This is a genomic window from Luteithermobacter gelatinilyticus, assembly GCF_005849285.1.
Lineage (GTDB): Bacteria > Pseudomonadota > Alphaproteobacteria > Sphingomonadales > Emcibacteraceae > Luteithermobacter > Luteithermobacter gelatinilyticus.
Genome location: NZ_CP040517.1, coordinates 317,769 through 342,108 on the forward strand (window position 1 = coordinate 317,769; position 24,340 = coordinate 342,108).

Genomic DNA, 24,340 nt, shown 5'->3' on the forward strand with positions numbered 1-24,340 from the left:
CCAATTCTTTCCACTGTTCAGAAATCGAACTATAGCAGGGGCTTGGGAAAAATCAACGTTCTTGCGACCTGGACCCGCAGCAGGGGCAATGCGGGTCCTTGGGCAGTTTCAGGGTACGGGTGCGGGCGTCCAGTGCGTCGTAAATCAGCAGCCGACCCGCCAGACTCTGCCCCAGGCCTAGGACTTCCTTAATGACCTCCACCGCCATCAGGCTGCCCATGACTCCGGCAATGGCGCCCAGAATGCCGGCCTCGGCGCAATTGCCTACATCTCCAGGGTCCTGAGGCACAAAACAGCGATAGCAGGGCAGGTCCGCCTCATAGCCGCGAAAGGTGGCAAGCTGGCCGTCGAACTGGCTGAGGGCGGCGGACACCAGAGGTTTTTTCAGCTTCAGACAGGTTTCGTTCACCAGGAACCGGGTGACAAAATTGTCGCAGCCATCGGCCACCAGGTCATAGCCGCCAATCAGCGCGGCGGCATTTTCCGCGGTTAACCGTTCCATATGCGGAATGACCCTGATATCGGGATTGAGCCGACCGATCCGTTCTTTGGTGCTGTCGGTTTTGGCCGTACCCAGCCGGTCGGTGTCGTGCAGGATCTGACGTTGCAGATTGCTCAGACTCACCACATCATCATCCACCACGCCGATGGTGCCAACCCCGGCAGCGGCCAGATACAGGATCAGCGGACTGCCGAGCCCGCCGGCGCCGACTACAAGCACTTTTGTATCAAGCAGTTTCTGCTGGCCCGCGCCGCCTACCTCCTTAAGGATGATATGCCGGGCATAACGTTCCAACTGGTCATCGGTGAAACTCATTGCGGGTCAGGCTCTCCCTTGTCTCCGCCATTGAGGTCAGGCGGGTTATCCTCTTCCATGATCTCAATGGCGGTGTCTATTTCTGTCTCCGGGGGGGTGATGACATAAATCGCCCCCTCCCGCAGCACCAGATCATCGGGAGATGCCACTTCTTGACCATTACAGAAGACGGCGAATTCCTCAAGTCCCACCGCCCGCGCCTCCGCGAGAAGGCGGGGCACCGTAATATCGCTGAGCGGTAATGTGCATTCCGTGCCATTGACACGCAGAATGGCGGTGGGAACGGCTGAGGTCATGACATTTTTCCTTCTGCTGCGGTTTTTTCCGAAGGCCGCCCTTATAATTCATTGCCCCCTTACAGGCCATCAAAAAGCGCTGTGGTGAGGTACCGTTCGGCAAAGGACGGAATGATCACCACCATGGTTTTTCCGGCCATCTCCTCCCGTTCCGCCACTTCGAGGGCGGCGGCGACAGCGGCGCCAGAGGAAATGCCCACCGGGATGCCTTCCAGACGGGCCACCTGGCGGGCCACTTCAAAGGCCGTCTCATTGCCGATGGTCAGCACCTCGTCAATATATTCCGTGGCCAGGATGGGCGGTACAAATCCTGCGCCGATCCCCTGAATCTTGTGTGGTCCGGGCTGGCCCCCGGACAGAATTGGGCTGTCTTCCGGTTCCACGGCAATCAGTTTCAGATCCGGCTTGCGCGGTTTCAGGGTGCGGGCAATGCCGGTCAGCGTGCCGCCGGTGCCGACGCCGCTGATCACCACATCGACCTTGCCGCCGGTGTCATTCCAGATTTCCTCGGCGGTGGTGATGTCATGGATGGCCGGGTTGGCCGGGTTGGCGAACTGCTGCGGCATGACGGCGTTGTCATCGGCGGCCACCAGCTCCTCGGCGCGGGCAATGGCTCCTTTCATGCCTTTCTCCGCCGGAGTCAATTCCAGCCTTGCGCCCAACAGCGCCAGCATCTTGCGCCGTTCAATGGACATGCTTTCCGGCATGACAAGTGTCAGGTCATAACCCTTGGCCGCGCAGACAAACGCCAGCGCAATGCCCGTATTGCCGGATGTGGGTTCGATGATCTTGGTGTTTTCGTTGATTTTGCCCTGTTTTTCCAGATCGGCGATCATGGAAACGCCGATGCGGTCCTTGACCGAGCCGATGGGATTAAAAAATTCCAGTTTCAGCAGAATATCCGCCTTGCTGTTTTTGTTCATGCGTGTCATACGCACCAGCGGTGTATCCCCGATGGTTTCCAGGATGTTTTCATAAATCCGGCCCCGGCCTTTGGTGCCTGTTTCCGTTACTGTCATGTTTAGTCTCCCGCGATTGCTCCGGATGTTGCTCCGGGTGAGATCTATCTTGGCACAAAATTGTATCGGTTATAAGAGGGTGTGGTAGATTATTCCGCTTCCGTCATGAACTATTCCATCATGGATTATATCGTAAACACGAACCCCTTGTCGGCATCAGATTCAACACCTTCGAGGCTTGCCTGTTCACAAAGATCCTGCAGGGTGATGCTGTCCAGTTTGCCCATGATCTCTGCATTCAGTTCGTCCAGCAGGGGATTGATCACTTTCCGGCCCATTTCGGATTTGGAAACAAATTCTGATTTGCTGCTTTTGGCATCCAGTTCGTTGATCACCCGGACGATTTCACCCACGCTGATGCGGCGCCGTTCCCGGGCCAGGAAATAACCGCCCTTCGGCCCGCGCACCCCTTTGAGAATATTGGCGCGCACCAGTTGCTGCATGACCTGTTCCAGATATCGCTGGGGAATGCCCTGGCGTTGGGTGATGTCACGGCTTTGGACCGGGTTAACCCGGCCATTATACGCAATGTCTACCACCGCTTCGAGCGCATAAATCATTTTTTTTGTCAGGCGAAACATGGTCTCTTTTCCCTCCCGTTTGCTGTCAGCTTAGCTGGCGATCCCGGTGGATCCGAAGCCACCCGCGCCACGGGCCGTACCCTCCAGGCTGTCACGCAGTTCCCAGGTAATCTGGGTCACGGGCGCAATCACCATCTGGGCGATGCGCATGCCGCGCGTAATGACAAAGTCTTCCTGTCCCAGATTAACCAGAATCACTTTCACTTCACCCCGATAGTCCGCGTCAATGGTGCCCGGGCTGTTCAGCACGGTTACTCCATGTTTCCAGGCCAGACCGGACCTGGGCCGGACCTGGGCCTCAAAATTACCGGGCAGGGCCATGGCAAAGCCGGTGGGGACCAGATGCCGATCACCGGGCCGCAGAATCAGGGGGGCTTCTTCGGGCAGGGCGGCCATCAGGTCCATGCCGGCACTGTGGGATGTTTCATATTCCGGAAGTTTGAGGCCCTCGCCATGGGGCAGTCTCTGGAAAGCTACGGTTACCATAGGCTGTTTTAGTCCTTGTTCTGATTTTGCATGAAATAATGATCAATTTTTTCCGCCAGCTGTCGGGCGATATCGGTTTTGCTGGTTTCAGGCCAGGAAAATTCTTCTTCCGGCGTAATCAGGAGAACCCGGTTGTGGTCCGCGCCCATCACACTTTGCCCATCGGTGAAGGAGACATCATTGGCTACGATCCAGTCACAGCCCTTGCGAAGCCTTTTGGCGCGGGCGTGTTCGGCAATTTTTTCGGTTTCGGCGGCAAAGCCGATCACCAGCGCCGGGCGATCCTTGGGGCGCGCGCATAGCGTTTTTAGAATATCCGGGTTTTCCGTCAGCCGCAGTACCGGCGCGGCGCCATCCTGTTTTTTGATCTTATTGCCGGCGCAATCTTCCGGCCGCCAGTCGGCCACCGCCGCGACACAAATGGCCGCATCCGCCGGCAGGGCCGCTTCACAGGCCGCCAGCATGTCACGCGCCGTTTCCACATCCACCCGCCGCACCCCGGCCGGACATGGCAGGTCAGTGGGTCCCGAGACGAGGGTGACTTTGGCACCCCGCTCCACCAGCGCCGCCGCCAAGGCATAGCCCTGTTTGCCGGACGAACGATTGGCGATATAACGTACCGGATCAAGGGGCTCCCGGGTGGGCCCGGCGGTAATCAGCACATGTTTGCCGCGCAGCGCGCTGTGTGGAAAACGGTCAAGGAAAAAACCCTCAATGGCGGCAATCAGGTCCGGCACTTCGGCGAGCCGTCCTGCGCCCACCTCTCCACAGGCCAAATCTCCCGCCCCGGGGTCGATGATCCGCACACCGTCCCGAATCAGGGTGTCGAGATTGCGTCTTGTGGCCGGGTGCTGCCACATCATGGTGTTCATGCTGGGCGCAATCATGACCGGTTTGTCTGTGGCCAGAAGCGCCGTGGTGGCCAGATCGTCGGCCTGACCTGTGGCCATCTTGGCCATCAGATCGGCAGTCGCCGGCGCCACCAGCACCAGATCGGCCTCGCGGGACAGGCGGATATGACCCATTTCCGCCTCGTCGGTCAGTGAAAAGAGGTCCTCATAGACCTTTTCTCCCGACAGACTGCTGAGCGACAGCGGGGTGACAAACTGACGGCCGCCTTTGGTGAGGATACAACGCACCTGCATGTGCCGTTCTTTCAGCCGCCGGATAAGATCCAGACATTTATAGGCGGCAATGCCTCCGCCTACGATCAGCAACAGTCGCTTGCCGTGCAAAATATCGTGTTGCGGGACAGGCTGGGTTTCGGACGAAATATCGGCCATCGGAAAATCCCCGGGATGACGGTTGAGAACAAAAAATATATGAGCGTTATAATGTACAGTGACTGTAATGTAGGTCTTGTTTTGTGGAAAATCAACATTTTACCCCAAAAAGGGATGTTAAATGTTTCATATTAAAGACCCGGCGTAAATTGTGATGTGATGGATTTACTGCCCTTTAATTCAGAAACAGCATATAAAACAGCATGGCGGCGAGCAGGCCGCCGAAAACCCCGCCGGTCAGGCCGGGCAGCAGGAGGCGTAGCCAGCCGTTTTTCCTGTTTTCCGGGGTATATTGGCGCAGGCCGCGGGTGTTTTCGGCAATCCGGTCGATATCTTCGATCAGTTTGGGCAGATGCTGGAGCGTCTCGCGGGTGGTTTCGGCAAAATCCATCAACCGGGCCCTAAGGCCGACATTTTCTTTCATCCAGGATTCGATAATGGGCCGCGACGTGTTCCACATATTGATGTCGGGATAAAGGTTCAGCGCCACGCCTTCCACGGTGACCATGGTTTTTTGCAGCAGCAACAGTTGCGGCTGGGTTTGCATGTTGAAGGTTTCGGTGGTCTCGAACAGTTGTGTCAGCAGGCGGCCGATGGAGATTTCATGCACCGGCTTGCCCACCACCGGATCGCCGATGGCCCTGAGCGCCTGTTTGAACTTGACCAGGGACTGGTCCGGCGGGACATAACCGATTTCGAAATGTGCCCGGGCGACCTTGTCATAGTCGCGGATAATAAACCCGTGCAGGATTTCGGCCAGGGCCCGGCGGGTCTTGCGGTCGATACGGCCCATAATACCGAAATCAATGGCGGTAATCACATCGCCTTCGCAGGCGAACAGGTTGCCTTGATGCAGGTCGGCATGAAACACCCCGTCGTTCAGCGCCTGGCTGAGAAACGCCTGAACCAGGGTTTCGGCCAACTTGCGCCGGTCATACCCGCCTTCGGCCAGGCGCTTTGTGTCGGAAAACGGCACCCCTTCCACCCAGGAGGTGGTCAGCACCCGACGGGCGGTGCGGACCCAGTCCACATCCGGTACTCGATAGGCGGGGTTATGGGCCATGTTTTCTTTGAGTTCTGAGGCGGCCGCGGCTTCATAGCGAAAATCCATTTCCACGGCGATGGTTTCCTCAATGGTTTCGATCACCTTGGCCGGTCGCAACCGGCGGGTCTTTTTGAAAAAGAATTCCATCTTGCGGGCCAGCCACTTGAAACTGTCCAGATCCCGGGCAAAGGCTTTTTCAATATCGGGCCTGAGAACCTTCACCGCCACGAGACGGCCGTCGGTGGTGACCGCCCGATGGACCTGCGCCATAGAGGCAGCGGCCACGGCGTCAAGATCGAAGTCCCGGTAAAAATCGCTCAACGGCCCGCCCAGTTCCTCTTCGATAATGCGGACCGCTTCTTCCCCGGGAAAGGGAGGAACCCGGTCTTGCAGACGCATCAGATCGGTTGCCACCTCAATGCCCACCAGATCGGGCCGGGTGGCCAGCGCCTGGCCGAATTTGATGAAACTGGGGCCCAGGCTTTGCAGGGCAAGGCCCAGATTGGTTTCCGGCGTGTCATGCTGTCCCGGAAATTTCACCCGGCGAATGGTCTTGAGCTGTTGCAGGGCCCGGGAGCGGCCGCCGAAAATGGCCAAAAGATCGGTCAGGGCATCATGCTGCAAAAGGGTGTAACCAACCTTGAGCAGGCGGCCCATATGGCGGATTGCCCCGAACATGCCTACAATCGCCACCCTGAATGCAGCGCCACCACGCCGCCGGTCATGTTGCGATAGCTGACCCGGTGGAACCCGGCGTCCTCGATCATGTCCCGGAACCTTTCCTGGGAAGGGAAACGGCGGATGCTTTCCACCAGATACTGATAAGAATCCCGGTCGCCCGCTACCCATTGCCCAAAGCGGGGAATCATCTGAAAACTGTAAAAGTCATAGATTTTTTCCAGCAGTGGCAAATCCACATGGCTGAATTCCAGGCACAGGAAACGTCCGCCCGGCCGTAATACACGCCGGGCCTCTCGGAGGGCCTTGTCAATGTGGGTGACATTACGGATGCCAAAGGCAATGGTATAGGCATCGACGGTATTGTCCGGCAGCGGCAGGGCCTCGGCATCGCCACAGACCCAGTGAATATTGTCCATAAATCCCCGGTCAAGGCCCCGGTCGCGTCCGACGCTCAACATGTTTTCATTGATGTCGCAGACAATGACGGAGGACGACCTGATCGTCGCTTCTGTCTCTTCCGCGACCTTCTTCTGTACGGGGAGGCGGTCGGTGGCGTTCAGGAACCGGAACGCAATGTCGCCGGTGCCCCCGGCCACATCCAGAAGTTTCATGCCTGGCTGCGGACGCAATACCCGGATCATCTCGTCTTTCCACAGCCGGTGCAAACCGCCGCTCATCACATCATTCATCAGGTCATATTTGCGGGCCACAGTGTCAAAAACATTGCGCACCAGCCCCTGTTTTGCGGCGGCGTTGACGGTACGGAAACCAAAATGGGTAGTTTCCGTCTGGCTTTTTTCAGCGGCTTTTGTATTCTCATGCGACATGATGCGGAACATAACGCACCGGGCGGGCCTGATCCAGCCTAATATGTATCTACCGCTTAAAAATTTGTCCCTGTCAGCCGCTTTGTGTGAGGAGTATGGGCAGCCATGCCTGAATTACCAGAGGTGGAGACCGTACGCCGGGGCCTGATCCCGGTTCTGGAAGGATGCCGGATCGCCAGAGTCGTTAAGCGGCGCGACGATCTGCGGGGTCACTTGCCGGAAAATTTCGTGGGGCGTCTGGAAGGCCGCCGGGTGGACCATATCCATCGGCGTGCCAAATATCTTTTGTTTCGTCTGGATAATAGTGAGGTGCTGATTCTTCATCTGGGCATGTCCGGGCGGCTGACCCTGGTAGCGGCGGCGGAACGCACGGCAGGGCTGGGCCAGGGAAAACATGATCATGTCCTGTTTGAGACGAGCCGGGGCGATCTGGTGATTTTCACCGACCCACGCCGTTTCGGCCTGATGGATCTATGCCGGGAAGAGGACCTTGCGGCCCACAGACTGTTTCGCCATTTGGGGCCGGAACCGCTGGGCAATGACTTCAACGGGGCTTATCTCAGTGCCCGACTCAGGGGACGCAAGACATCCATCAAGAGCGCCCTTCTGGATCAGCGCATTGTGGCGGGGCTGGGCAATATCTATGTGTGTGAAGCATTGTATGATGCGGGGATTTCGCCCCGGCGCCGGGCGGCGTCGGTGGCCGGTCGGCGCGCCGAACGACTGGTGCCGGCCATTCGCGAGGTGCTTCATCGGGCTATTGCGGCGGGGGGATCCAGCCTGAAAGATTATGCGCGAGTCGATGGCGAACTTGGGTATTTCCAGCATGATTTCGGGGTCTATGGCCGGACGGGCGAACCCTGCCGCAAAACCGCCTGTTCCGGGCGAATCAGCCGTTTTGTGCAGGCCGGACGCTCCACATTCTATTGTCCCGCCTGCCAGGGTTAGGTATCCTGCCAGAGCAGGAAAGGATGGCAGTAATGATGAAGCGGCATAAAAAACCGGAGAGGGCACGACAAGGGAGCATGGCTGTTGTTCTGGGGCTGCTTGTAGCGCTGTTTGGGATGAGAGCGCTGGCGGGTCCGCAGGATCAAACACCCGCGATGCCCGAGATGCCCGCGATGAATGAAGAGCTGCTGACTGATCTGGACGTCCCGCTTTATGAGGGGCTGCGGGAAGAACCGGAAGAACGTGTGGTATTCGACAGCGCCGAAGGCCGGATCATCCAGGCCCGGGCCCGGGGAGGAGTCCCGGCCCGGAAAATTTATGATTTTTACAAGGTTGTGTTGCCATCTCTGGGATGGCGAATTTCCGCTTCCGGGGAAGATGGCGGGCCGGCAGATCCCCTGTGTGAGGCCGGGGTGAGGTATTGTCTGAAGGCGGAGCGGGACCGGGAAAATCTGGTCATTGGGATTATGCCGGAAGCCGCGTCTGAAACAATGGGGAGGACTGTGAGCCGGGTGAGTTTTGTGCTTACTCCAAAATAACATCACGCAAAGACAAAAACCGGATTCGGGCCGGCACATACCTGGTGGGGAAAATCTTCCTGTCTTGCTTTCAGGATATCAAGCAGATATATCCCCGGAAGGCGTATCAGGACAGGAAGGCCAAAGGTGACAGGCTGAAGAATGACCTGAGCCAAAGGAATGGCCTGAAATATGATCCGGATATGATCCGGACAACATAATTAAGGAGAAAAGAGTTATGTCCTATGAAATGATACTGGTAGATCGCAAGGAACCGGTCGGTCTGATTACCCTGAACCGCCCGGATGCCCTGAATGCTTTGAACCGCCAGCTCATGGACGAGCTAACCGATGCGCTCAGGAAGTTCGAGGCCGATGATGAGATTCGGGCCATGGTGATTACCGGCAGTCAGAAAGCCTTTGCTGCGGGCGCCGATATTAAGGAAATGCAGTCCAAGGGATATATGGACGTCTTTCGCGAAGACTTCATTACCGCCAATTGGGAAGAAGTCACCCGGTGCCGTAAACCGGTCATTGCGGCGGTGGCCGGTTATGCATTGGGCGGCGGCTGCGAGCTGGCCATGATGTGTGATTTCATTCTCGCAGCGGATAATGCCAAATTCGGGCAGCCGGAAATTAAGCTCGGGGTGATTCCCGGCGCCGGCGGAACCCAACGCCTGACCCGCTTTGTCGGTAAATCCAAGGCCATGGAAATGGTGCTGACGGGGCGGATGATGGATGCGGAGGAAGCCGAACGCGCCGGTCTGGTCAGCCGGGTTGTTCCTGCTGATGATCTGCTGGATGAGGCGCTCAAGACGGCGACCAAGATCGCCGAATTGTCCCTGCCGGCGGTGATGATTGCCAAGGAATGTGTGAATCGGGCGTATGAGACCACTCTGGCTGAAGGCGTAAAGTTTGAGCGTCGGATCTTCCATTCCCTGTTTGCGACGGAAGATCAGAAAGAAGGTATGGCGGCGTTTGCCGAAAAACGCACTCCGGAATTCAAACACAAATAAATGCAAACACAACTCATCGGTCCCAATAACCGATCATGATCCCCTGGCCGGCAGCGGGGATACCCCCGCTGTCCGCCTTTCCCGGTTGTTTTTCCCTCACAATTCGCCCTAAAAAAGCCGGACTGAGACGAAAAGGCTGTTGACCAATAGGGCAGGCATGGTTATAAGCCACCACTTGAAATGAATTCAAAAGAATTTGGGGTCTTGCGATTCTTTTATCGTTCCGGACCGGCGATCGGTCGGAGAACCGGACAGAATACAGCGAGACAGCCCCTGTTAAAGATAAGGTTACCCTGATGGCTAATACGTTACAGGCGAAAAAACGTGTCCGCCGCAATGCGCGGAGACAGGAAATCAACAAAGCACGGCGCAGCCGGATCCGTACTTTTGTGAAAAAGGTGGAACTGGCCATTGAAGCCGGTAATGCCGAAGAGGCCCGCAATGCCCTTCGTGCAGCTCAGCCGGAACTGATGCGCGGTGTGACAAAGGGCGTTCTGCATAAGAAGACGGCGTCGCGCAAAGTGTCCCGTTTGGCAAAACGCGTCAAGGCGCTGGCGGCGTCATAAAGTCGCCCGAGTCGCAGGCGAAAACGCTTGTTTTGAGAAAGATCTGAGTCGAAAAGCCAGTCCCTGCCCGGGCTGGCTTTTTCCATGTCTTTGTAATGGCCGGTTCGGGAGAGCATTACGGCATGACGCCTGTTTCATATCGGGACGTTCCGAAAGGCCGTTTACTACATGTAGTAGGTCGGCCACCTGTCAAGCCATATCAATGTATTTTTTTTGATCTTCGGCTTGTCGAATCAGTTGACCGGAGCAGGCCCGGAAAGGTAGGCTAAATGCCTCCTCATGAAGGGGAGACTGTACAGATTACGGCACGATGTTCAGGCCCGTTGAACTCATGCGTCCGGAAATTTCTGGTGAAATTTTCTGGTGAAATTTCTGGTCCGGCCGTGTTGTGCAGGGTTGTCCTGAGATCAGGGATTTTCTCAATACTTGACCGTTTGCCGTGATGAAAATCGTGGCCTGCGGCGTGTTGAATTTTGGGGGAGAGGGTTGAATTTTTCGGGCACAGGTCGCCCGGCAAAATCTGCTCAGAACCGGCGGCGGTTTCGAAGCGCAGGGCAGAAAGAGGGCGCGGGACGACAGGGACAGGCAAGGCGTGTTAAGGGCAAGCGCTTTCGGTGACACATAAGCAGAGATATTGGCAGAAACAGAGATACAGGGTTTGTAAATGGCAGGTTTTGCAGGGGATGTGACGGTAGAAGAGGCCTGGCAGGCGTTGCGGGAAAATCCGGAATCTGTTCTGGTGGATGTGCGTACGGAAGCGGAGTGGGCTTTTGTGGGCATATGTGATTTGCGTCCGCTGAACAAACAACCGCTTTTTATCAGTTGGCAGGTTTATCCCGACATGCAGGTGAACAATAATTTTATCCCCATGTTGGAGGCGCAACTGAATTCCCGGTCCGCCCCCGTATATTTTATCTGCCGATCAGGGGCGCGCTCCCGCGCGGCGGCGCAGGCTGCGGCGGCAGCCGGTTATGAAGCCTGCTACAATGTGGCCGGTGGTTTTGAAGGAGAGAAAGACAATCATCATCACAGGGGTGTGGTGAATGGCTGGAAAGCCGCCGGGTTGCCCTGGATACAGCAATAAGAGGAAGAAATGAAGCAAGAGGGGGCTTTGGCAAGCGCAGATTTTGAGGGTGTGGGGAGTATTATGGAAGCGCAGTGGTCAAGGGTTCTTGACAGACTAAAAGCTGAATTTGACGAGGGGGTCTATAACAGCTGGTTTAAGCCGCTGGCCCTCGTCAATGTGGAAGAAGGCTGCGCCGTCATGGCGGCTCCAACCAATTTCATGCGCAATTGGCTGGAATCCAACTATGCCGACCGAATCCGGCGTGCCTGGAAGCAGGAAAACCCAGAGGTTACCGACATCAGCATTATTGTCCTGTCGGCCTTTAAGGCGTCGGAAGCGGCATCCACAGATACCAGTGGCCTGCTGGACAATGATGAACGTGAGGAGCGCGAGACCGGCGGGCCGGCAACACCGGCTGCGCGTCCGAGTGTTCCGACGCGTGCTTCCCGTGCCGCTGTGGTGCAGGAACCGGGCAACGATTATGGCGCCCCGCTAGACCGGCGGTTCACCTTTGACAGTTTTGTGGTCGGAAAATCCAATGAACTGGCCTATGCTGCGGCCCGCAGGGTAGCGGAAAATACGGCGGTGAATTTCAATCCCTTGTTTTTGCATGGTGGGGTGGGGCTCGGCAAAACCCACCTGATGCACGCCATCGCCTGGACCCATAAGGAAATGTTCCCGGATCGGCGGGTGGTGTATCTGTCGGCCGAACAGTTTATGTACCAGTTCATCAGTTCCATCCGCTTCAAGGACACCATGGCATTCAAACAGAAGTTCCGTTCGGTGGACCTTCTGATGATTGATGATCTGCAATTTATTGCCAACAAGGATTCCACCCAGGAGGAATTTTTCCATACCTTTAATGCGCTCATCGACCATCACCGCCAGGTGGTGATTTCCGCGGATCGCTCGCCCACGGATCTGGAGGGCATCGAGGAGCGCATTCGGTCCCGTCTGGGCTGGGGACTGGTGGCGGATATTCATCCCACTGATTATGAGCTGCGCCTCGGCATTTTGCAGCAAAAGGCCAATTCGGTGCCGGAGGTGGAAATCCAGACGGAAGTGCTGGAATTTCTCGCCAAACGGATCACCTCCAATGTGCGGGAGCTGGAAGGGGCGCTCAACCGTATGGTAGCCCATGCCACCCTGATCGGCCGGCCGATCACCCTGGAAATGACCCAGGAAGTGCTGCAGGATCTGCTCAGGGCCAATGACCGACGGGTCACCATTGACGAAATTCAACGCCGGGTGGCGGATTATTTCAACATCCGCCTGTCCGACCTGCTGTCTTCGCGTCGGGCGCGGCAGGTGGCGCGGCCGCGACAGATCGCCATGTATCTGTCGAAACAGATGACCTCCAAATCGCTGCCGGAAATCGGTCGGCAGTTTGGCGGTCGGGACCATACCACGGTCATGCATGCGGTCAAACGGATCGAGGAACTGCGCCGCACCGACAGCGTTCTGGAAGAAGATCTTTTGCATTTGGAACGGATTTTCAGCACCTGACGCTTCTTTCCCCGGGGCCTATCCGGGGCTTTTTCTTCTAAAGTGAATTGATGACCGTGTCATCTGTCATGTTTTCCCCTTCCGTCGCTCCCACGTAGGCGGGAGCTCAGAGTCCGCCAAAATACTCTCCTCAAAACCGGGCGGGACGTTTTATTGATGAGCTGGATTGCCGCCTTCGCGGCAATGACGAAGGAGAGGCGGCAAGGACACAGGAAAGGGCGGCAAAGGGGGATTGCGACTCGGCAAAGGCCCTTGGCAAAAATGCCTCTGAGCGGGGTAAAAATGCCTTTGACCGGGCAGTTCTGTGTGCTAGTCTCTGACCATTAACAGGTGGTCCGGGAGGCCGCTTTTGCAGAGGAAATTCCTTGAGGAAATTCCCTGAGTCGGAAGGGGGCGGCTGAGGTCTTTCCTGTCGGGAATGTCCCCTAGGCCGGCAGGAGGAAAGTCCGTCTGAAAAGTGAGAGTTGTCCACCCTACACTGAGTCGACAGCAATTAGATTTAGTCATAATAAGAGAAGCGCGATAAAAAAATGAAGCTGAATATTGAACGCGGTGCATTACTGAAGTCTCTGGGTCACATTCAAAGCGTTGTGGAGCGCAGGAATACCATCCCGATCCTGTCCAACGTCCTTTTGGAAGGGGAGCAGGGCCATCTGAAACTGGCGGCTACCGATCTGGACATCGCTATTTCGGAAACAGTGGGCGGAGAGACCCTGGACCCTGGCGGCATTACCGCACCGGCGCACACCTTGTATGACATTGTACGTAAATTGCCCGAAGGCAGCCAGGTGGAGCTCAGCTACAGCCCCGACAGTCAGCGGCTCAGTATCAGCGCCGGCCGATCGAAATTCACCCTGTCCTGCCTGCCCCGGGAAGATTTTCCGGTGATGCACGAAGGTGAGCTGCCGCACAGTTTCCAGGTGGCCAGCATTGACCTGAAACGGTTGATTGACAAAACGCGCTTTGCCGTTTCCACCGAAGAAACCCGGTATTACCTGAATGGTATTTATATGCATGTCGCTACCGATGACGATGGGGCGCCTGTTCTGCGTGGCGTGGCCACGGACGGACACCGCCTGGCCCGCTTTGATGTGACGCAACCGGAAGGGGCCGAAGGCATGCCCGGCGTCATTGTGCCGCGCAAGGCGGTGGGCGAATTGCGCAAATTGGTCGATGAATATGAAGGCGATGTGGAAGTGGCTTTGTCGGAAACCAAAATCCGATTTGCTTTTGCCGATATTGTGTTGACCTCCAAACTGATCGACGGCACCTTCCCGGATTACAGCCGGGTGATTCCCGAAGGCAACGACCGGGTCATGGAAATTGACGGCAAGCAGTTTGCCGAAGCGGTGGACCGGGTGTCTACCATTTCCACCGATAAGACCCGGGCCGTGAAACTGAGCCTCGGCCCGGGCCGGTTGCAACTGTCCGTGAACAGCCCTGAACATGGCACAGCGACCGAAGAGCTAAGCTGCACCTATGAATCGGAAGAAATGGAAATCGGTTTTAATTCCCGTTATCTGTTGGATATTCTGACACAGATCGAGGGAGATGTGGCCCAGATTCTGCTGGCGGAATCAACGGCGCCTACTGTGCTGAAGGACCTGAGCGACGAAGGGGCGCTCTATGTGTTGATGCCCATGCGGGTCTGATCGGTTGGATCGGCCAGTGTCCGGGGCGGCCTGGTTCCGGACCGTCGGCCGGCTCTGAGACAGGAATGCAGAATTGTGAAATGGTGATCAACTCCGTCAGCTTCCCAAAAACCTACACAAAAATTGATGACGAAGTCCGGGGAGAAACTTGTGGAGAATCTGGACCGTTTTCTGGGCCTGAAGCTGGACAGGGATTTGGGACTTGCGGCATCGTGGTCAGGAATATGGTGAATCTGAATGCGCTGAAAAACAGAGTGATCCCAAGATGTTGTGAGCGACAGCGGAATTTGGAAGGCTGGGCATGCTGAACATGGATCCCCCCGTTATGCCCGTTGTGCCCGCCACACAGGAAAGACCAAGAATAGCGGTCGAGCGCCTGATGTTGACGGAGTTTCGCTCCTATGCGCGGGCGGAGCTTTATCCTGCAAGCCGTCATGTGGTCTTTACCGGGCCCAATGGAGCCGGTAAAACCAACCTGCTTGAGGCCGTATCATTTCTGTCCCCTGGCCGGGGTCTGCGCGGGGGAAAACTTTCGCAGGCCACGAGGCTGGGCGCGGCGCGCGGCTGGGCGGTGTCGGCCCGGCTGGAAACCCCGGAGGGGCAAATGGATGTGGGCACCGGCCTGATCTCCCGTACCGGGGGTGCTTCGCTCGCAGGCCCGATAGAAGGGGGCAGTGAAGATGGTTCGGAGCGGCCGCAGGATCGTCGCATTGTCCGCATTGACGGGGAAACCGTATCCAGCCCTGCTGTCCTGGATGATTTTATCCAGGTGATCTGGCTGACACCACAGATGGACGGTTTGTTTATCGAGGCGGCTTCGGCCCGGCGACGTTTCTTGGACAAGATTGTTGCCGGGTTTCATCCTGGACACAGTCGCGAGGTGAATGCTTACGAGCGGGTGATGCGGGATCGCAACCGCCTGTTGGCCGAAGGGGCCAGCGATGCGGGATGGTTGGCGGCACTGGAAGCGCGTATGGCGGAACATGGGGTTGCCATTGCCGCCGCGCGCCGTGAAGCTCTGGACCATCTGGCCGGAGCCATCGCGGCGACAAGTTCCAGTTTCCCGCAGGCGGCGTTGGCACTGGAGGGAGAACTGGAAAGCGCGCTTCGCGATCGGCCGGCCGTCGAGGTGGAAGAAGGGTTTCGTGACACGTTGGCCCGGATGCGTCCGGAAGACAGCCGGGCCGGACGCACGCTGAGCGGGCCTCACCGGACGGATCTCAAGGTGCGCCACGCCGAGAAGGATATGCCGGCGGAATTGTGTTCCACCGGCGAACAGAAGGCGCTGTTGCTGGGGCTGACCCTGGCCAGTGCGCGGCTCACCGCCAGCCATTTCGGGGCGGCGCCGTTGTTGCTGCTGGATGAGGTGGCAGCCCATCTGGATGAACGGCGTCGGGCGGCGCTGTTTGATGAGCTGATGGCTATTGGAGCGCAGGTCTGGCTGACGGGCACCGACCGGGCGCTGTTTGCGGCGCTGGGAGAGCGGGCCTGTTATTACCAGGTCGATAATGGCGTGATTACGGAAGAAACATAAAGCAGAAACAACAAAGGGTCCCGACCCTAGGTACTATAGTAAATTCAAGGAAAGTAAACCGGATGTCAGAAGAAACACAGTTCAAGGATGCGAACGAAGGGGCGGAAGACTATGGCGCAGATTCGATCAAGGTGCTTAAGGGCCTTGATGCGGTGCGTAAACGTCCCGGCATGTATATCGGGGATACCGAAGACGGATCCGGTCTGCATCACATGGTTTTTGAGGTGTCCGACAACGCCATTGATGAAGCGCTGGCGGGGTATTGTGACAAGGTGGTGGTCACGCTAAATGCCAACGGATCGGTTTCCGTAATGGACAATGGCCGGGGTATTCCTGTGGACATCCACGAGGAAGAAGGTGTCTCCGCCGCTCAGGTGATCATGACTCAGCTGCATGCGGGCGGCAAGTTCGATCAGAACAGCTACAAGGTTTCCGGCGGGCTGCACGGGGTGGGGGTTTCCGTGGTCAATGCCCTGTCCGACTATCTGGAACTCAGGATCTGGCGTAACGGCAAGGAACATTTCATGCGGTTTGAACGGGGCGAACCGCTTGAGGATCTTGTTGTGGTGGGAGAGGCCAAGGAGGGGCAGACCGGCACCGAAGTCACCTTCCTGCCGTCTATGGATACCTTCAAGAATATTGAATTTGACTTTCATCGGTTGGAACATCGGTTCCGGGAACTGGCGTTTCTGAACAGTGGTGTGCGGGTGGTATTGCGTGACCACCGTCATGCGGACCCGGTGGAGGTGGATCTTTATTATGAAGGGGGCATAAACGAATTTGTCAAATATCTGGACCGCAGCAAAAACCCGCTGATTGACGCGCCGATCAGCATTGCCGGCGAACGGGACGGCATTACCGTGGAATGCGCCTTGCAGTGGAACGACAGTTACCATGAAAATGTGCTGTGTTTCACCAACAACATTCCCCAACGCGACGGGGGGACCCATCTGGCCGGTTTCCGGGGGGCGTTAACCCGAACCATCAACAGCTATGCCAATGAAACGGGTATCGCGAAAAAGGAAAAGGTGAATCTTTCCGGCGATGATGCCCGTGAGGGGTTGAGTTGCGTGCTGTCGGTCAAGGTGCCGGACCCGAAATTTTCGTCCCAGACCAAGGACAAACTGGTTTCTTCCGAAGTGCGTCCTGTGGTGGAAAGCCTGATCAATGAAAAACTGGGCCAGTGGTTTGAAGAACACCCTCAGGAGGCCCGCACCATCATCGGCAAGATTGTGGAAGCCGCCGCCGCCCGGGAAGCGGCGCGCAAGGCGCGCGAACTGACCCGGCGCAAGGGGGCGTTGGATATTTCCTCCCTGCCCGGTAAGCTGGCCGACTGTCAGGAACGCGATCCGGCCAAGGCTGAATTGTTCCTGGTGGAGGGGGATTCCGCGGGCGGATCTGCCAAACAGGGCCGGCACCGGGCCAATCAGGCGATTTTGCCGCTGAAGGGGAAAATCCTCAATGTGGAACGCGCCCGGTTTGACCGGATGTTGAGTTCGGCGGAAATCGGCACCCTGATCACGGCGCTGGGCACCGGCATTGGGCGCGACGACTTTAATCTCGAAAAACTGCGGTATCACAAGATTATCATCATGACCGACGCCGATGTGGACGGGGCGCATATCCGCACCCTTCTGCTGACGTTCTTTTACCGGCAGATGCCGGAACTGATCGAACATGGTCATCTGTATATCGCCCAGCCGCCGTTGTATAAGGTCAGCCGGGGCAAGTCGGAGGTGTATCTCAAGGACGATGCGGCGCTGGAGACGTATCTGGTCAATCAGTCTCTGGAAGACATGACCCTGATCCTTGAGGATGGGGCGCAGATTGCCGGTGGCGATCTGGCGGATCTGGTGTCTGCCGTGCGGCGGTTCTGCCGGGTGCTGGCCATGGTGCCCCAGAAATATAACCGGGAACTGGTGGAGGAGCTGGCGGTTGTGGGGGCGCTCAATCCCGAAACCCTTTCTGACCGGGAAATGGCGGCCCAGGCCATCGCCATGGTGGTGGATCGCATGAACGCCAAGGCCAGCGAAGGGGAAAACAACTGGCAGGGCCGTCTGGACGAGGTAGAAGGGGGTGTGGTTTTCACCAACGAAATTCGCGGCATCAAGGATGTGTACCGGATCGACCGGGCCTTTATCCATTCTGTGGAAGCCCGCCGCCTGGATGAAGCGGCCCGCGAACGCCGGGAAATATTCCTCAAACCGTCCACCATCATGCGTAAGGAAGACAAACATGTGGTTTCCCTGCCCAGCAATCTTCTGGATGTGGTCTTGGCCTATGGCCGCAAGGGCCTGTCGATTCAGCGCTATAAGGGGCTAGGGGAAATGAATCCGGATCAGCTCTGGGAGACCACACTGGATCCCGAGGCCCGCAGTCTGCTGCAGGTGAAAGTGGATCATGCGGACACCGCAGATGAAATTTTCACCAAGCTGATGGGGGATGTGGTGGAACCGCGGCGCGAATTCATTCAGGACAATGCATTGAATGTGGCCAATCTGGACGTATAAGCGTCTTTGTCGGGCATTTGCCCTTCCCAGCCTGCAAAAGAAACGGCCGGATCCTGTGATCCGGCCGTGATCTTAAGAACATATGTTCAGAGTGAATTGTGCGTAGGTTGGCCCACCGTGTTGCCTGTTCACCAAGGCAAAGGGTTATTCGCCCACAATCACAGAGGGTTCTTTTTCACCCAGCAGGAAGTTCAGTTTCTCCCGGGCGCGGGAGAGCAGCAGATACAATATGGGCACCAGGAACAGGGTGGCGATGGAGGCGATCAACACGCCGAAGGCCAGGGCCACCACCGTCGGCACCAGGAACTGGGCCTGGAAACTTTTTTCCATCATCATCGGCACCAATCCCACAAAGGTGGTCAATGAGGTGAGGAAAATTGGCCGGAAACGTTCTTCTGCGGCCACTTCGATGGCTTTGAGGGCCTCATATCCCTGGTCCCGCAGTTTATGGATATAGTCCAACAACACTAGGTTGTCATTGACCACCACCCCGGCTGCGGCCACGATGCCCATGATGGAAAACATGCTGAGATCCATTCCCAGGAGCAGATGACCGATAATCGCTCCCATATATCCGAAGGGAATGGCGGTGAAAATCAGGAACGGTTGCACATAAGAGCGGAACGCGACCGCCATTAGGAAATAAATGGCCAGCAGGGCAATACCGAATCCAAAGGCCAGCGCGGCCACAAATTCGGCCTGTTCTTTCTGGTCGCCTTCGAGGCTGAATTCCACATCGGGATATTTGGTTTTCCACATCGGGAAATATTTTTCCTGAATGTCCTGCAAGATTTCCTGGGCATTGGCCTGTTCTGTGTCCACATTGGCGCGCACTTCGAGGGTACGCATGCGGTCGGTGCGTTCAATGGCCGTATAAGCCTGCTGATAGCGAACCTCGGCAGCCGCATTGAACGGCACTTCATCGCCGCCTGGTGTGCGCACCCGCATATCATGAAGGGTGTCAAAGGATTTCCGGTCTTCCTCGGGCAGGCGCACCATCACTTTGACATCGTCCTGCCCCCGGGGAATGCGCTGGACCTCTTCGCCGTAAAAGGCCTGACGAACCTGGCGGGCAAGATCAACCAGCGACAGGCCAAGGTTTTCCGCACTGGGTTTGAGGGACAGAACCGCCTCCATCCGTGCGGTGTCGCCGGAATCGGTGATGTTGTAAAGGCCGCTATAGGTGGCGTAAACCTCCTTGAGTTCTGCGGCGGCGGCTTCGATCTGTTCCGGATTTTTGGATTTGAGAAGAAGCTCCAGGCGCTTACCTCCGCCGCCATCCACGGAAAAGTCAAAATTGATGTCTCTGGCGTCAGGCACATCCGGGGTAAGCTCCCGCCAGCGATCGGCAATTTCCTTCACATTGACCGTCCTGTTCTCCGCGGGTTCCAGGATCAGAAAGGCGCGGGCCTGTCCGCGGCTGCTGGTCCAGCTGAGGATGTTCCGGAAGATTTTCTCATCCGGATATTTTTCACTCAGTTCCTTTTCCATGGCTTTTGCGGACTGCTCCAGAACGGTGGTTGCGTCAGAAATGGTCTGATAAGGCGAGCCGGCGGGAAAGACGATACTGGCCTGGATAAAATCGGCCGGCACGTCGGGCATGAAGGTGTTTTTTACCCAACCGGACATGTTGATCGACAGAATGACGTTGCTGCCGGCAATGATGATACACAGGGACAGGACAGCATGTTTGAGCACTTTGTCCAGAAACGGCCGGTACAGGGTATAAATCAGGTAATTGAGGAACCTGTTGGCCAGAGTTTGGCAAACCTGAAACATGGCTGTCAGACGCGTGAGCGCCGGGGGCGGGAGTAAGAGGCCGCCCAGGCGGCTTGCCAGCCCGCGCCGTTGCTCGCCGCCATGACGCAAATGGGTGGGCAGGATAAACAGGGATTCCAGCAGCGAGAAAATCAGACACAAAACCACGACGACCGGAATCACATAGGTGATTTTTCCGGAGTCTCCCGGCAGGAACGCCAGGGGGGCAAAGGCGATCATGGTGGTCAGTGCTGAAAAGATAACCGGCTTGGCCACTTTTGTGGCCCCCAGAACTGCCCCCGGGCCACCGATCAGGCCATGCTGATTTTCCCGGTGCACGCTTTCGCCGATGATGATGGCATCATCCACCACGATGCCAAGGATCAGCAGAAAACCGAACAAGGACAGCATGCTGAGGCTGACGCCCGCATAGGGCAGCATCATCAGGCAGCCGAAAAAGGAAATGGCAATCCCCACCGTAACCCAGAACGCCAGCGCGGGTGTGAGGAAAATCATCAGGCCCACAAAGACCAGCACCAGACCGCTGATGCCATTTTTCAGCAACATGCTTAACCGGCTTTCAAACAGGTCAGAAGTATCGAACCAGTTGTCAATCTCCACACCTTCGGGCAGGTTGGGACGGATTTCCTCCTCAATCATTTTGTTGACGGCGCGGCTGATTTCCACCACATCGGCCACACCTTCGGTTTTGACAAATATCAGGGCGCCGGGTTTGCCGTTGAATTTGACGGAAAACTGGTCATCGGTAAAGCCATCCACGATGTGGGCCACGTCGCTGAGCAGGATTCGGGTGCCGTCCGGATTACGGATCAGGACAATGTTTTCAAAATCCTCCTTCACATAGGCCTGACCGCGGGTCATGATCTGAATCTGGCCTGCTTCGTTATCCACTTTGCCGGCCGGCAGGTTGACCGACGAGCGGGCAATGGCGTCCGCCACCTCATCAAAGGTCAGGCCGTATTTCTGAAGCTGAAACTCCGATACCTCGATGGAAATTTCATAATCCCGGACAGCTTCCAGTTGGGTCTTGGCGGCGCCCGGAATCTGGGCGATCTTGTCCCGAATGTCGCGACTGATTTCTTTCAGGTCTCGTTCGGGAATGTTGCCGTAGACCACCAGGTCGATGACATCGCTCTGGGCATAGACCCGCTCCACAATGGGCCGTTCGCTGAGACGGGGAAAGGTATTGATGGCATCCACCCGCGCCTTGACCTCGTTCAGCAACTTGTCCGGGTCATAACCATCCTGGACTTCCACGGAAACCCGGCCCAGCCCTTCGGTGGCGCGGGAATAGATTTTTTTGATTCCCTGCAGGTCGAAAATGGCTTCCTCGACCCGCACCAGAACCCGTTCCTCCACTTCCCTGGGGCCGGCCCCCAGATAGCTGACGTAAATGTTGATGGTGTTGGTGGCAAAGGTGGGAAAGGCGATTTTGCCCACATTGATATACCCAATCACGCCACCGGCCAGAATAATCAGCATGATCAGATTGGTGGCGACCGGGTTGTTCACAAACCATTTGACGATGTTGCTCATGATTTGTCCTCCCCGTCCGTCCGGGCGCTTAATGTGCTTCCCTTGTCAACCGGCACGGCTTCCACAAGCGTGCCGTCTACCGCAATGCCAAGCTGCGAGATACAGACCTGCTCTCCTTCATCCAGACCGCCATCAATGACCACATACTGACGGTTGGCGTCCAGAACCCTGACCTGGCGGGTTCTGAGCTTATTCTCCTGATCCACCACCAGCACGCTATTGCCCTGACGCAGGGCCTCACGAGGCAGGCGGATGGCATTGCCATAGGAGCGGCCCTCGATCCGGGCGGCGACGAACTGGCCGATGGTGATCGGTGTGCCTGTGTCCACGGCGCGCAGCTCCTCGCCACTGAGTTCCGCGACCACATAGAGAATGCGGGTTTTGGTGTCAATTACCCCTTCGGTGCGCACAATCCGGCCTTTCCAGCGGCTTTCCCGGTCCGCTTGGCTGCCGATCAGGGTGACCGACAAAGGTGCCCCCTCTTGCAGCCGCGACAAATCAAGCTTGCCCAGATCCCGGTTGGACAGCGGCAGGCGCACTTCAAGAATATCTGTGGAATAATACACGCCGAGACGGCTGCCGGGCGAGATGAACTGCCCCAGATCGACGAGTTTCTGTGTCAGAAGTCCGTTGAACGGAGCCCGGATGACAGTCCGTTCCAGATCAAGACGCGCTTTGTCCAGATCGGCCCGGGCCGCCTTGAGTTTGGCTTCAGCATCGGCCAACTGAGGTTTGCGCAGAACCAGGTCTGTCGGTTCTCCCTTGCCCAGCATTTCCCATTCCTGACGGGCCAGTTCCGCTTCCTGCTGTTCACGGATCAGGTGTTGTTCGGCTTCGGCCACCCGCGCTTCGGCGGCGTAAACCGCTGCCTGATAATCCCGCGGGTCGATTTTCAGAATCACTTCACCTTTGGTGAAACGTCCACCGGCCACAAATTTTTCGGAAACAAAGTCGATTTTCCCGGCCACCTCCGGCACCAGGTCAATCATGTGGCGGGGCTGGACCGTGCCCTGGCTGTCCACCGTGAGATCCACGGCGCCACGCCGGGCGGTAATCACCCGTACCTTGCGCGGTTCAATGACCACTTCTTTTTTTTCAGGCTCCGGTTTGGCGGCATAAATACCGGCACTTATGGCAACGCCGGTCCCCAGCACCAGCACCGGCATGATATAACGCAGAATCCCCATCAGTTATTCCTCTTCTTTGTTCTGATACGCTGTTTTCTGAAGGGCGGTCTCCCGGGGGGATCCCTCCTCCGCGACATTTTGGGCCTGATGATCTTCCGAAATAATAAAGTCTCCTCCCAAGGCGAGATGGAGCCTTATTCTGTTATTTATTTTTTGACGTTTGACAAGCAGGAGCTGGCTTTGCTGGGCCAGGCTCTGGCGTTGTGAATCAAGCAAGGTGGTGATCCGGATCAGTCCCCGGCTGTATTGATCCAATGCCACCTGTTCAGCGGCAATAGCATTTTCGGCCGCGCGGGCCGTATGGCGCACCTGTTCCGCCAGCGCCCGATCTGCAGACAGGGCATCTTCCACTTCCCGGAATGCCTGCAGCAGGGTTGCGGCGAATTGTTCCTTCTGGGCTTCGAACCGGGCTTCTTGGGCCTTGGCACCGTAATGCAGGCGCCCGCCCTGGAACAGGGGCTGGGTAATATTACCGACCAGATTCCAGAACACATCATCAAATTTCAGCAGATCGCTGAAATTGTCCGAGGTGTTGCTGCCGCTGGCCGTGAGGGAAAAGGAGGGCAACAAAGCCTTGTTCGCCTGTTGGGCTCGATAGCCCGCGGCATACAGGCGATGCTTGGCGGCTTGCAGATCTGGTCGTCGCTCCAGAAGATCCGCTGGCAGTCCTGCCGGCACCTCAGGCAGGTCTTCCGGAATCTGGCCGACGGCCCGGATGGCGGCGGCGGGATACGCCCCGGCAAGCAATTCCAGCGTCCGGCGGGCCTGGGCAAGCTGATCACGGCGTTCACTCAGGCTGGCGCGGGCCGCTTCTAGATTGCTCAACGCCAGACGCAGATCCAGTCCGGTGTTCAGCCCCCGTTCATACCGATGGCGCACAATCCGTTCGGATCTTTCAAAGCTTTCAACGGTCCGCTGGGCCAGTTCATATTGCTGCTCGGCTTCCAGTGCCGCAAACCAGCTTTGTGCCACTTGGGCGGCAAGTGACAGCCGCGCCCCTTCCAGATCGTATCGGGCCACGGCATAATCCGAGGCGGCGGCCGCTTTTTGGGCCGTCAATCGGCCCCAGACGTCGAGTTCCCAACTGGCGTCAAGGCCCACGTCCAAGGCATTCCGGGTTACGGAAGGGGAAGACGTATGCTGGCGCGTGGCGGCGAAGGAGGCTCTCAGCTGCGGCAGAAGATCCGCCCGGGCCACGCCTAGATCGAATTCTGCCGCCTCCATTTGGCGGGCGGCGCGGCGATAGTCCGGGTTGTTTTCCAGAACCCTGCTGACAAACCGGGACAATTCGGGCATGGCCAGACGATCCAGCCATCCCTCTTGGACAAAGCCATATTCGGATGAGGGGGATTCCTGGGCGGCCCATTTTTCCGGAAGGTCAGTAGTGGCGCTGGGTACTGGAAGCTCGGCATCAGTTATCGGCACGCTGCTACAGGCTGCCACCGCAATTGCCGAGACAGACAATAGCCAAATATTTATTTTGGTCAT

20 protein-coding genes are annotated in these 24,340 nt (G+C 57.1%); 9 read left to right on the forward strand and 11 right to left on the reverse strand.

Features of this window, described 5'->3' with window-relative positions; translation table 11 throughout:
* Nucleotides 1–52: 52 nt before the first annotated feature.
* The 8 genes from FE788_RS01435 to ubiE form a co-directional block, all read right to left on the reverse strand.
* The gene (locus tag FE788_RS01435; protein WP_138378967.1) at nt 53–817 is read right to left on the reverse strand and encodes a HesA/MoeB/ThiF family protein; all 765 of its coding nucleotides are present in this window, start codon (nt 815–817) and stop codon (nt 53–55) included.
* A complete protein-coding gene (locus FE788_RS01440; protein ID WP_138378968.1) occupies nt 814–1,113 on the reverse strand; it encodes a hypothetical protein in 300 nt (99 codons plus the stop codon). The genes FE788_RS01435 and FE788_RS01440 overlap by 4 nt, the downstream gene beginning before the upstream one ends.
* Before the next feature lie 59 nt (nt 1,114–1,172).
* Nucleotides 1,173–2,132, reverse strand: coding sequence for a cysteine synthase A (gene cysK, locus FE788_RS01445; protein WP_138378969.1), 960 nt, complete (start codon nt 2,130–2,132; stop codon nt 1,173–1,175).
* Nucleotides 2,133–2,257: 125 nt separating this feature from the next.
* Nucleotides 2,258–2,713: an RrF2 family transcriptional regulator gene (locus tag FE788_RS01450; RefSeq protein ID WP_138378970.1), complete on the reverse strand. Its 456-nt coding sequence runs from the start codon at nt 2,711–2,713 to the stop codon at nt 2,258–2,260.
* A gap of 30 nt (nt 2,714–2,743) precedes the next feature.
* The gene (gene dut, locus FE788_RS01455; protein WP_138378971.1) at nt 2,744–3,199 is read right to left on the reverse strand and encodes a dUTP diphosphatase; all 456 of its coding nucleotides are present in this window, start codon (nt 3,197–3,199) and stop codon (nt 2,744–2,746) included.
* An 8-nt stretch (nt 3,200–3,207) separates the two neighbouring features.
* A complete protein-coding gene (coaBC, locus tag FE788_RS01460; protein ID WP_138378972.1) occupies nt 3,208–4,482 on the reverse strand; it encodes a bifunctional phosphopantothenoylcysteine decarboxylase/phosphopantothenate--cysteine ligase CoaBC in 1,275 nt (424 codons plus the stop codon).
* A gap of 175 nt (nt 4,483–4,657) precedes the next feature.
* The gene (gene ubiB, locus FE788_RS01465; RefSeq protein WP_138378973.1) at nt 4,658–6,220 is read right to left on the reverse strand and encodes a 2-polyprenylphenol 6-hydroxylase; all 1,563 of its coding nucleotides are present in this window, start codon (nt 6,218–6,220) and stop codon (nt 4,658–4,660) included.
* Nucleotides 6,208–7,035 (reverse strand): bifunctional demethylmenaquinone methyltransferase/2-methoxy-6-polyprenyl-1,4-benzoquinol methylase UbiE, encoded by an 828-nt coding sequence (gene ubiE / locus FE788_RS01470; protein ID WP_210414082.1) that lies wholly within the window; start codon nt 7,033–7,035, stop codon nt 6,208–6,210. Before ubiE ends, ubiB begins: the two co-directional genes overlap by 13 nt.
* A gap of 105 nt (nt 7,036–7,140) precedes the next feature.
* Here ubiE and mutM point away from each other — a divergent pair, with 105 nt between their 5' ends.
* From mutM to gyrB, 9 genes are all read left to right on the forward strand, one after another.
* Nucleotides 7,141–7,983: a bifunctional DNA-formamidopyrimidine glycosylase/DNA-(apurinic or apyrimidinic site) lyase gene (mutM, locus tag FE788_RS01475; RefSeq protein WP_138378975.1), complete on the forward strand. Its 843-nt coding sequence runs from the start codon at nt 7,141–7,143 to the stop codon at nt 7,981–7,983.
* A 32-nt stretch (nt 7,984–8,015) separates the two neighbouring features.
* On the forward strand, nt 8,016–8,522 hold the full coding sequence (locus tag FE788_RS01480; protein WP_138378976.1) for a hypothetical protein: 507 nt from the start codon (nt 8,016–8,018) through the stop codon (nt 8,520–8,522).
* A gap of 217 nt (nt 8,523–8,739) precedes the next feature.
* Entirely contained in the window at nt 8,740–9,516 is a 777-nt protein-coding gene (locus FE788_RS01485) for an enoyl-CoA hydratase (RefSeq protein ID WP_138378977.1), read from the forward strand.
* Between the two features lie 296 nt (nt 9,517–9,812).
* Nucleotides 9,813–10,082 (forward strand): 30S ribosomal protein S20, encoded by a 270-nt coding sequence (rpsT, locus tag FE788_RS01490; RefSeq protein WP_138378978.1) that lies wholly within the window; start codon nt 9,813–9,815, stop codon nt 10,080–10,082.
* A 664-nt stretch (nt 10,083–10,746) separates the two neighbouring features.
* Entirely contained in the window at nt 10,747–11,166 is a 420-nt protein-coding gene (locus FE788_RS01495) for a rhodanese-like domain-containing protein (protein WP_138378979.1), read from the forward strand.
* A 9-nt stretch (nt 11,167–11,175) separates the two neighbouring features.
* Complete coding sequence (gene dnaA / locus FE788_RS01500) at nt 11,176–12,654, forward strand: chromosomal replication initiator protein DnaA (protein ID WP_138378980.1); 1,479 nt, start codon at nt 11,176–11,178, stop codon at nt 12,652–12,654.
* A gap of 530 nt (nt 12,655–13,184) precedes the next feature.
* Nucleotides 13,185–14,306, forward strand: coding sequence for a DNA polymerase III subunit beta (gene dnaN / locus FE788_RS01505; RefSeq protein WP_138378981.1), 1,122 nt, complete (start codon nt 13,185–13,187; stop codon nt 14,304–14,306).
* Between the two features lie 301 nt (nt 14,307–14,607).
* Nucleotides 14,608–15,840, forward strand: coding sequence for a DNA replication/repair protein RecF (gene recF / locus FE788_RS01510; RefSeq protein ID WP_210414083.1), 1,233 nt, complete (start codon nt 14,608–14,610; stop codon nt 15,838–15,840).
* A 62-nt stretch (nt 15,841–15,902) separates the two neighbouring features.
* A complete protein-coding gene (gyrB, locus tag FE788_RS01515) occupies nt 15,903–18,350 on the forward strand; it encodes a DNA topoisomerase (ATP-hydrolyzing) subunit B (protein WP_138378982.1) in 2,448 nt (815 codons plus the stop codon).
* A 144-nt stretch (nt 18,351–18,494) separates the two neighbouring features.
* Here the strand turns inward: gyrB and FE788_RS01520 are convergent, their stop codons facing one another.
* Genes FE788_RS01520 through FE788_RS01530 form a run of 3 tightly spaced genes read right to left on the reverse strand, consistent with a single transcriptional unit; the run spans nt 18,495 to nt 24,340 of the window.
* Complete coding sequence (locus FE788_RS01520) at nt 18,495–21,665, reverse strand: efflux RND transporter permease subunit (RefSeq protein WP_138378983.1); 3,171 nt, start codon at nt 21,663–21,665, stop codon at nt 18,495–18,497.
* A complete protein-coding gene (locus FE788_RS01525; protein ID WP_138378984.1) occupies nt 21,662–22,852 on the reverse strand; it encodes an efflux RND transporter periplasmic adaptor subunit in 1,191 nt (396 codons plus the stop codon). Before FE788_RS01525 ends, FE788_RS01520 begins: the two co-directional genes overlap by 4 nt.
* A 3-nt stretch (nt 22,853–22,855) precedes the next feature.
* Entirely contained in the window at nt 22,856–24,340 is a 1,485-nt protein-coding gene (locus tag FE788_RS01530; protein WP_138378985.1) for an efflux transporter outer membrane subunit, read from the reverse strand.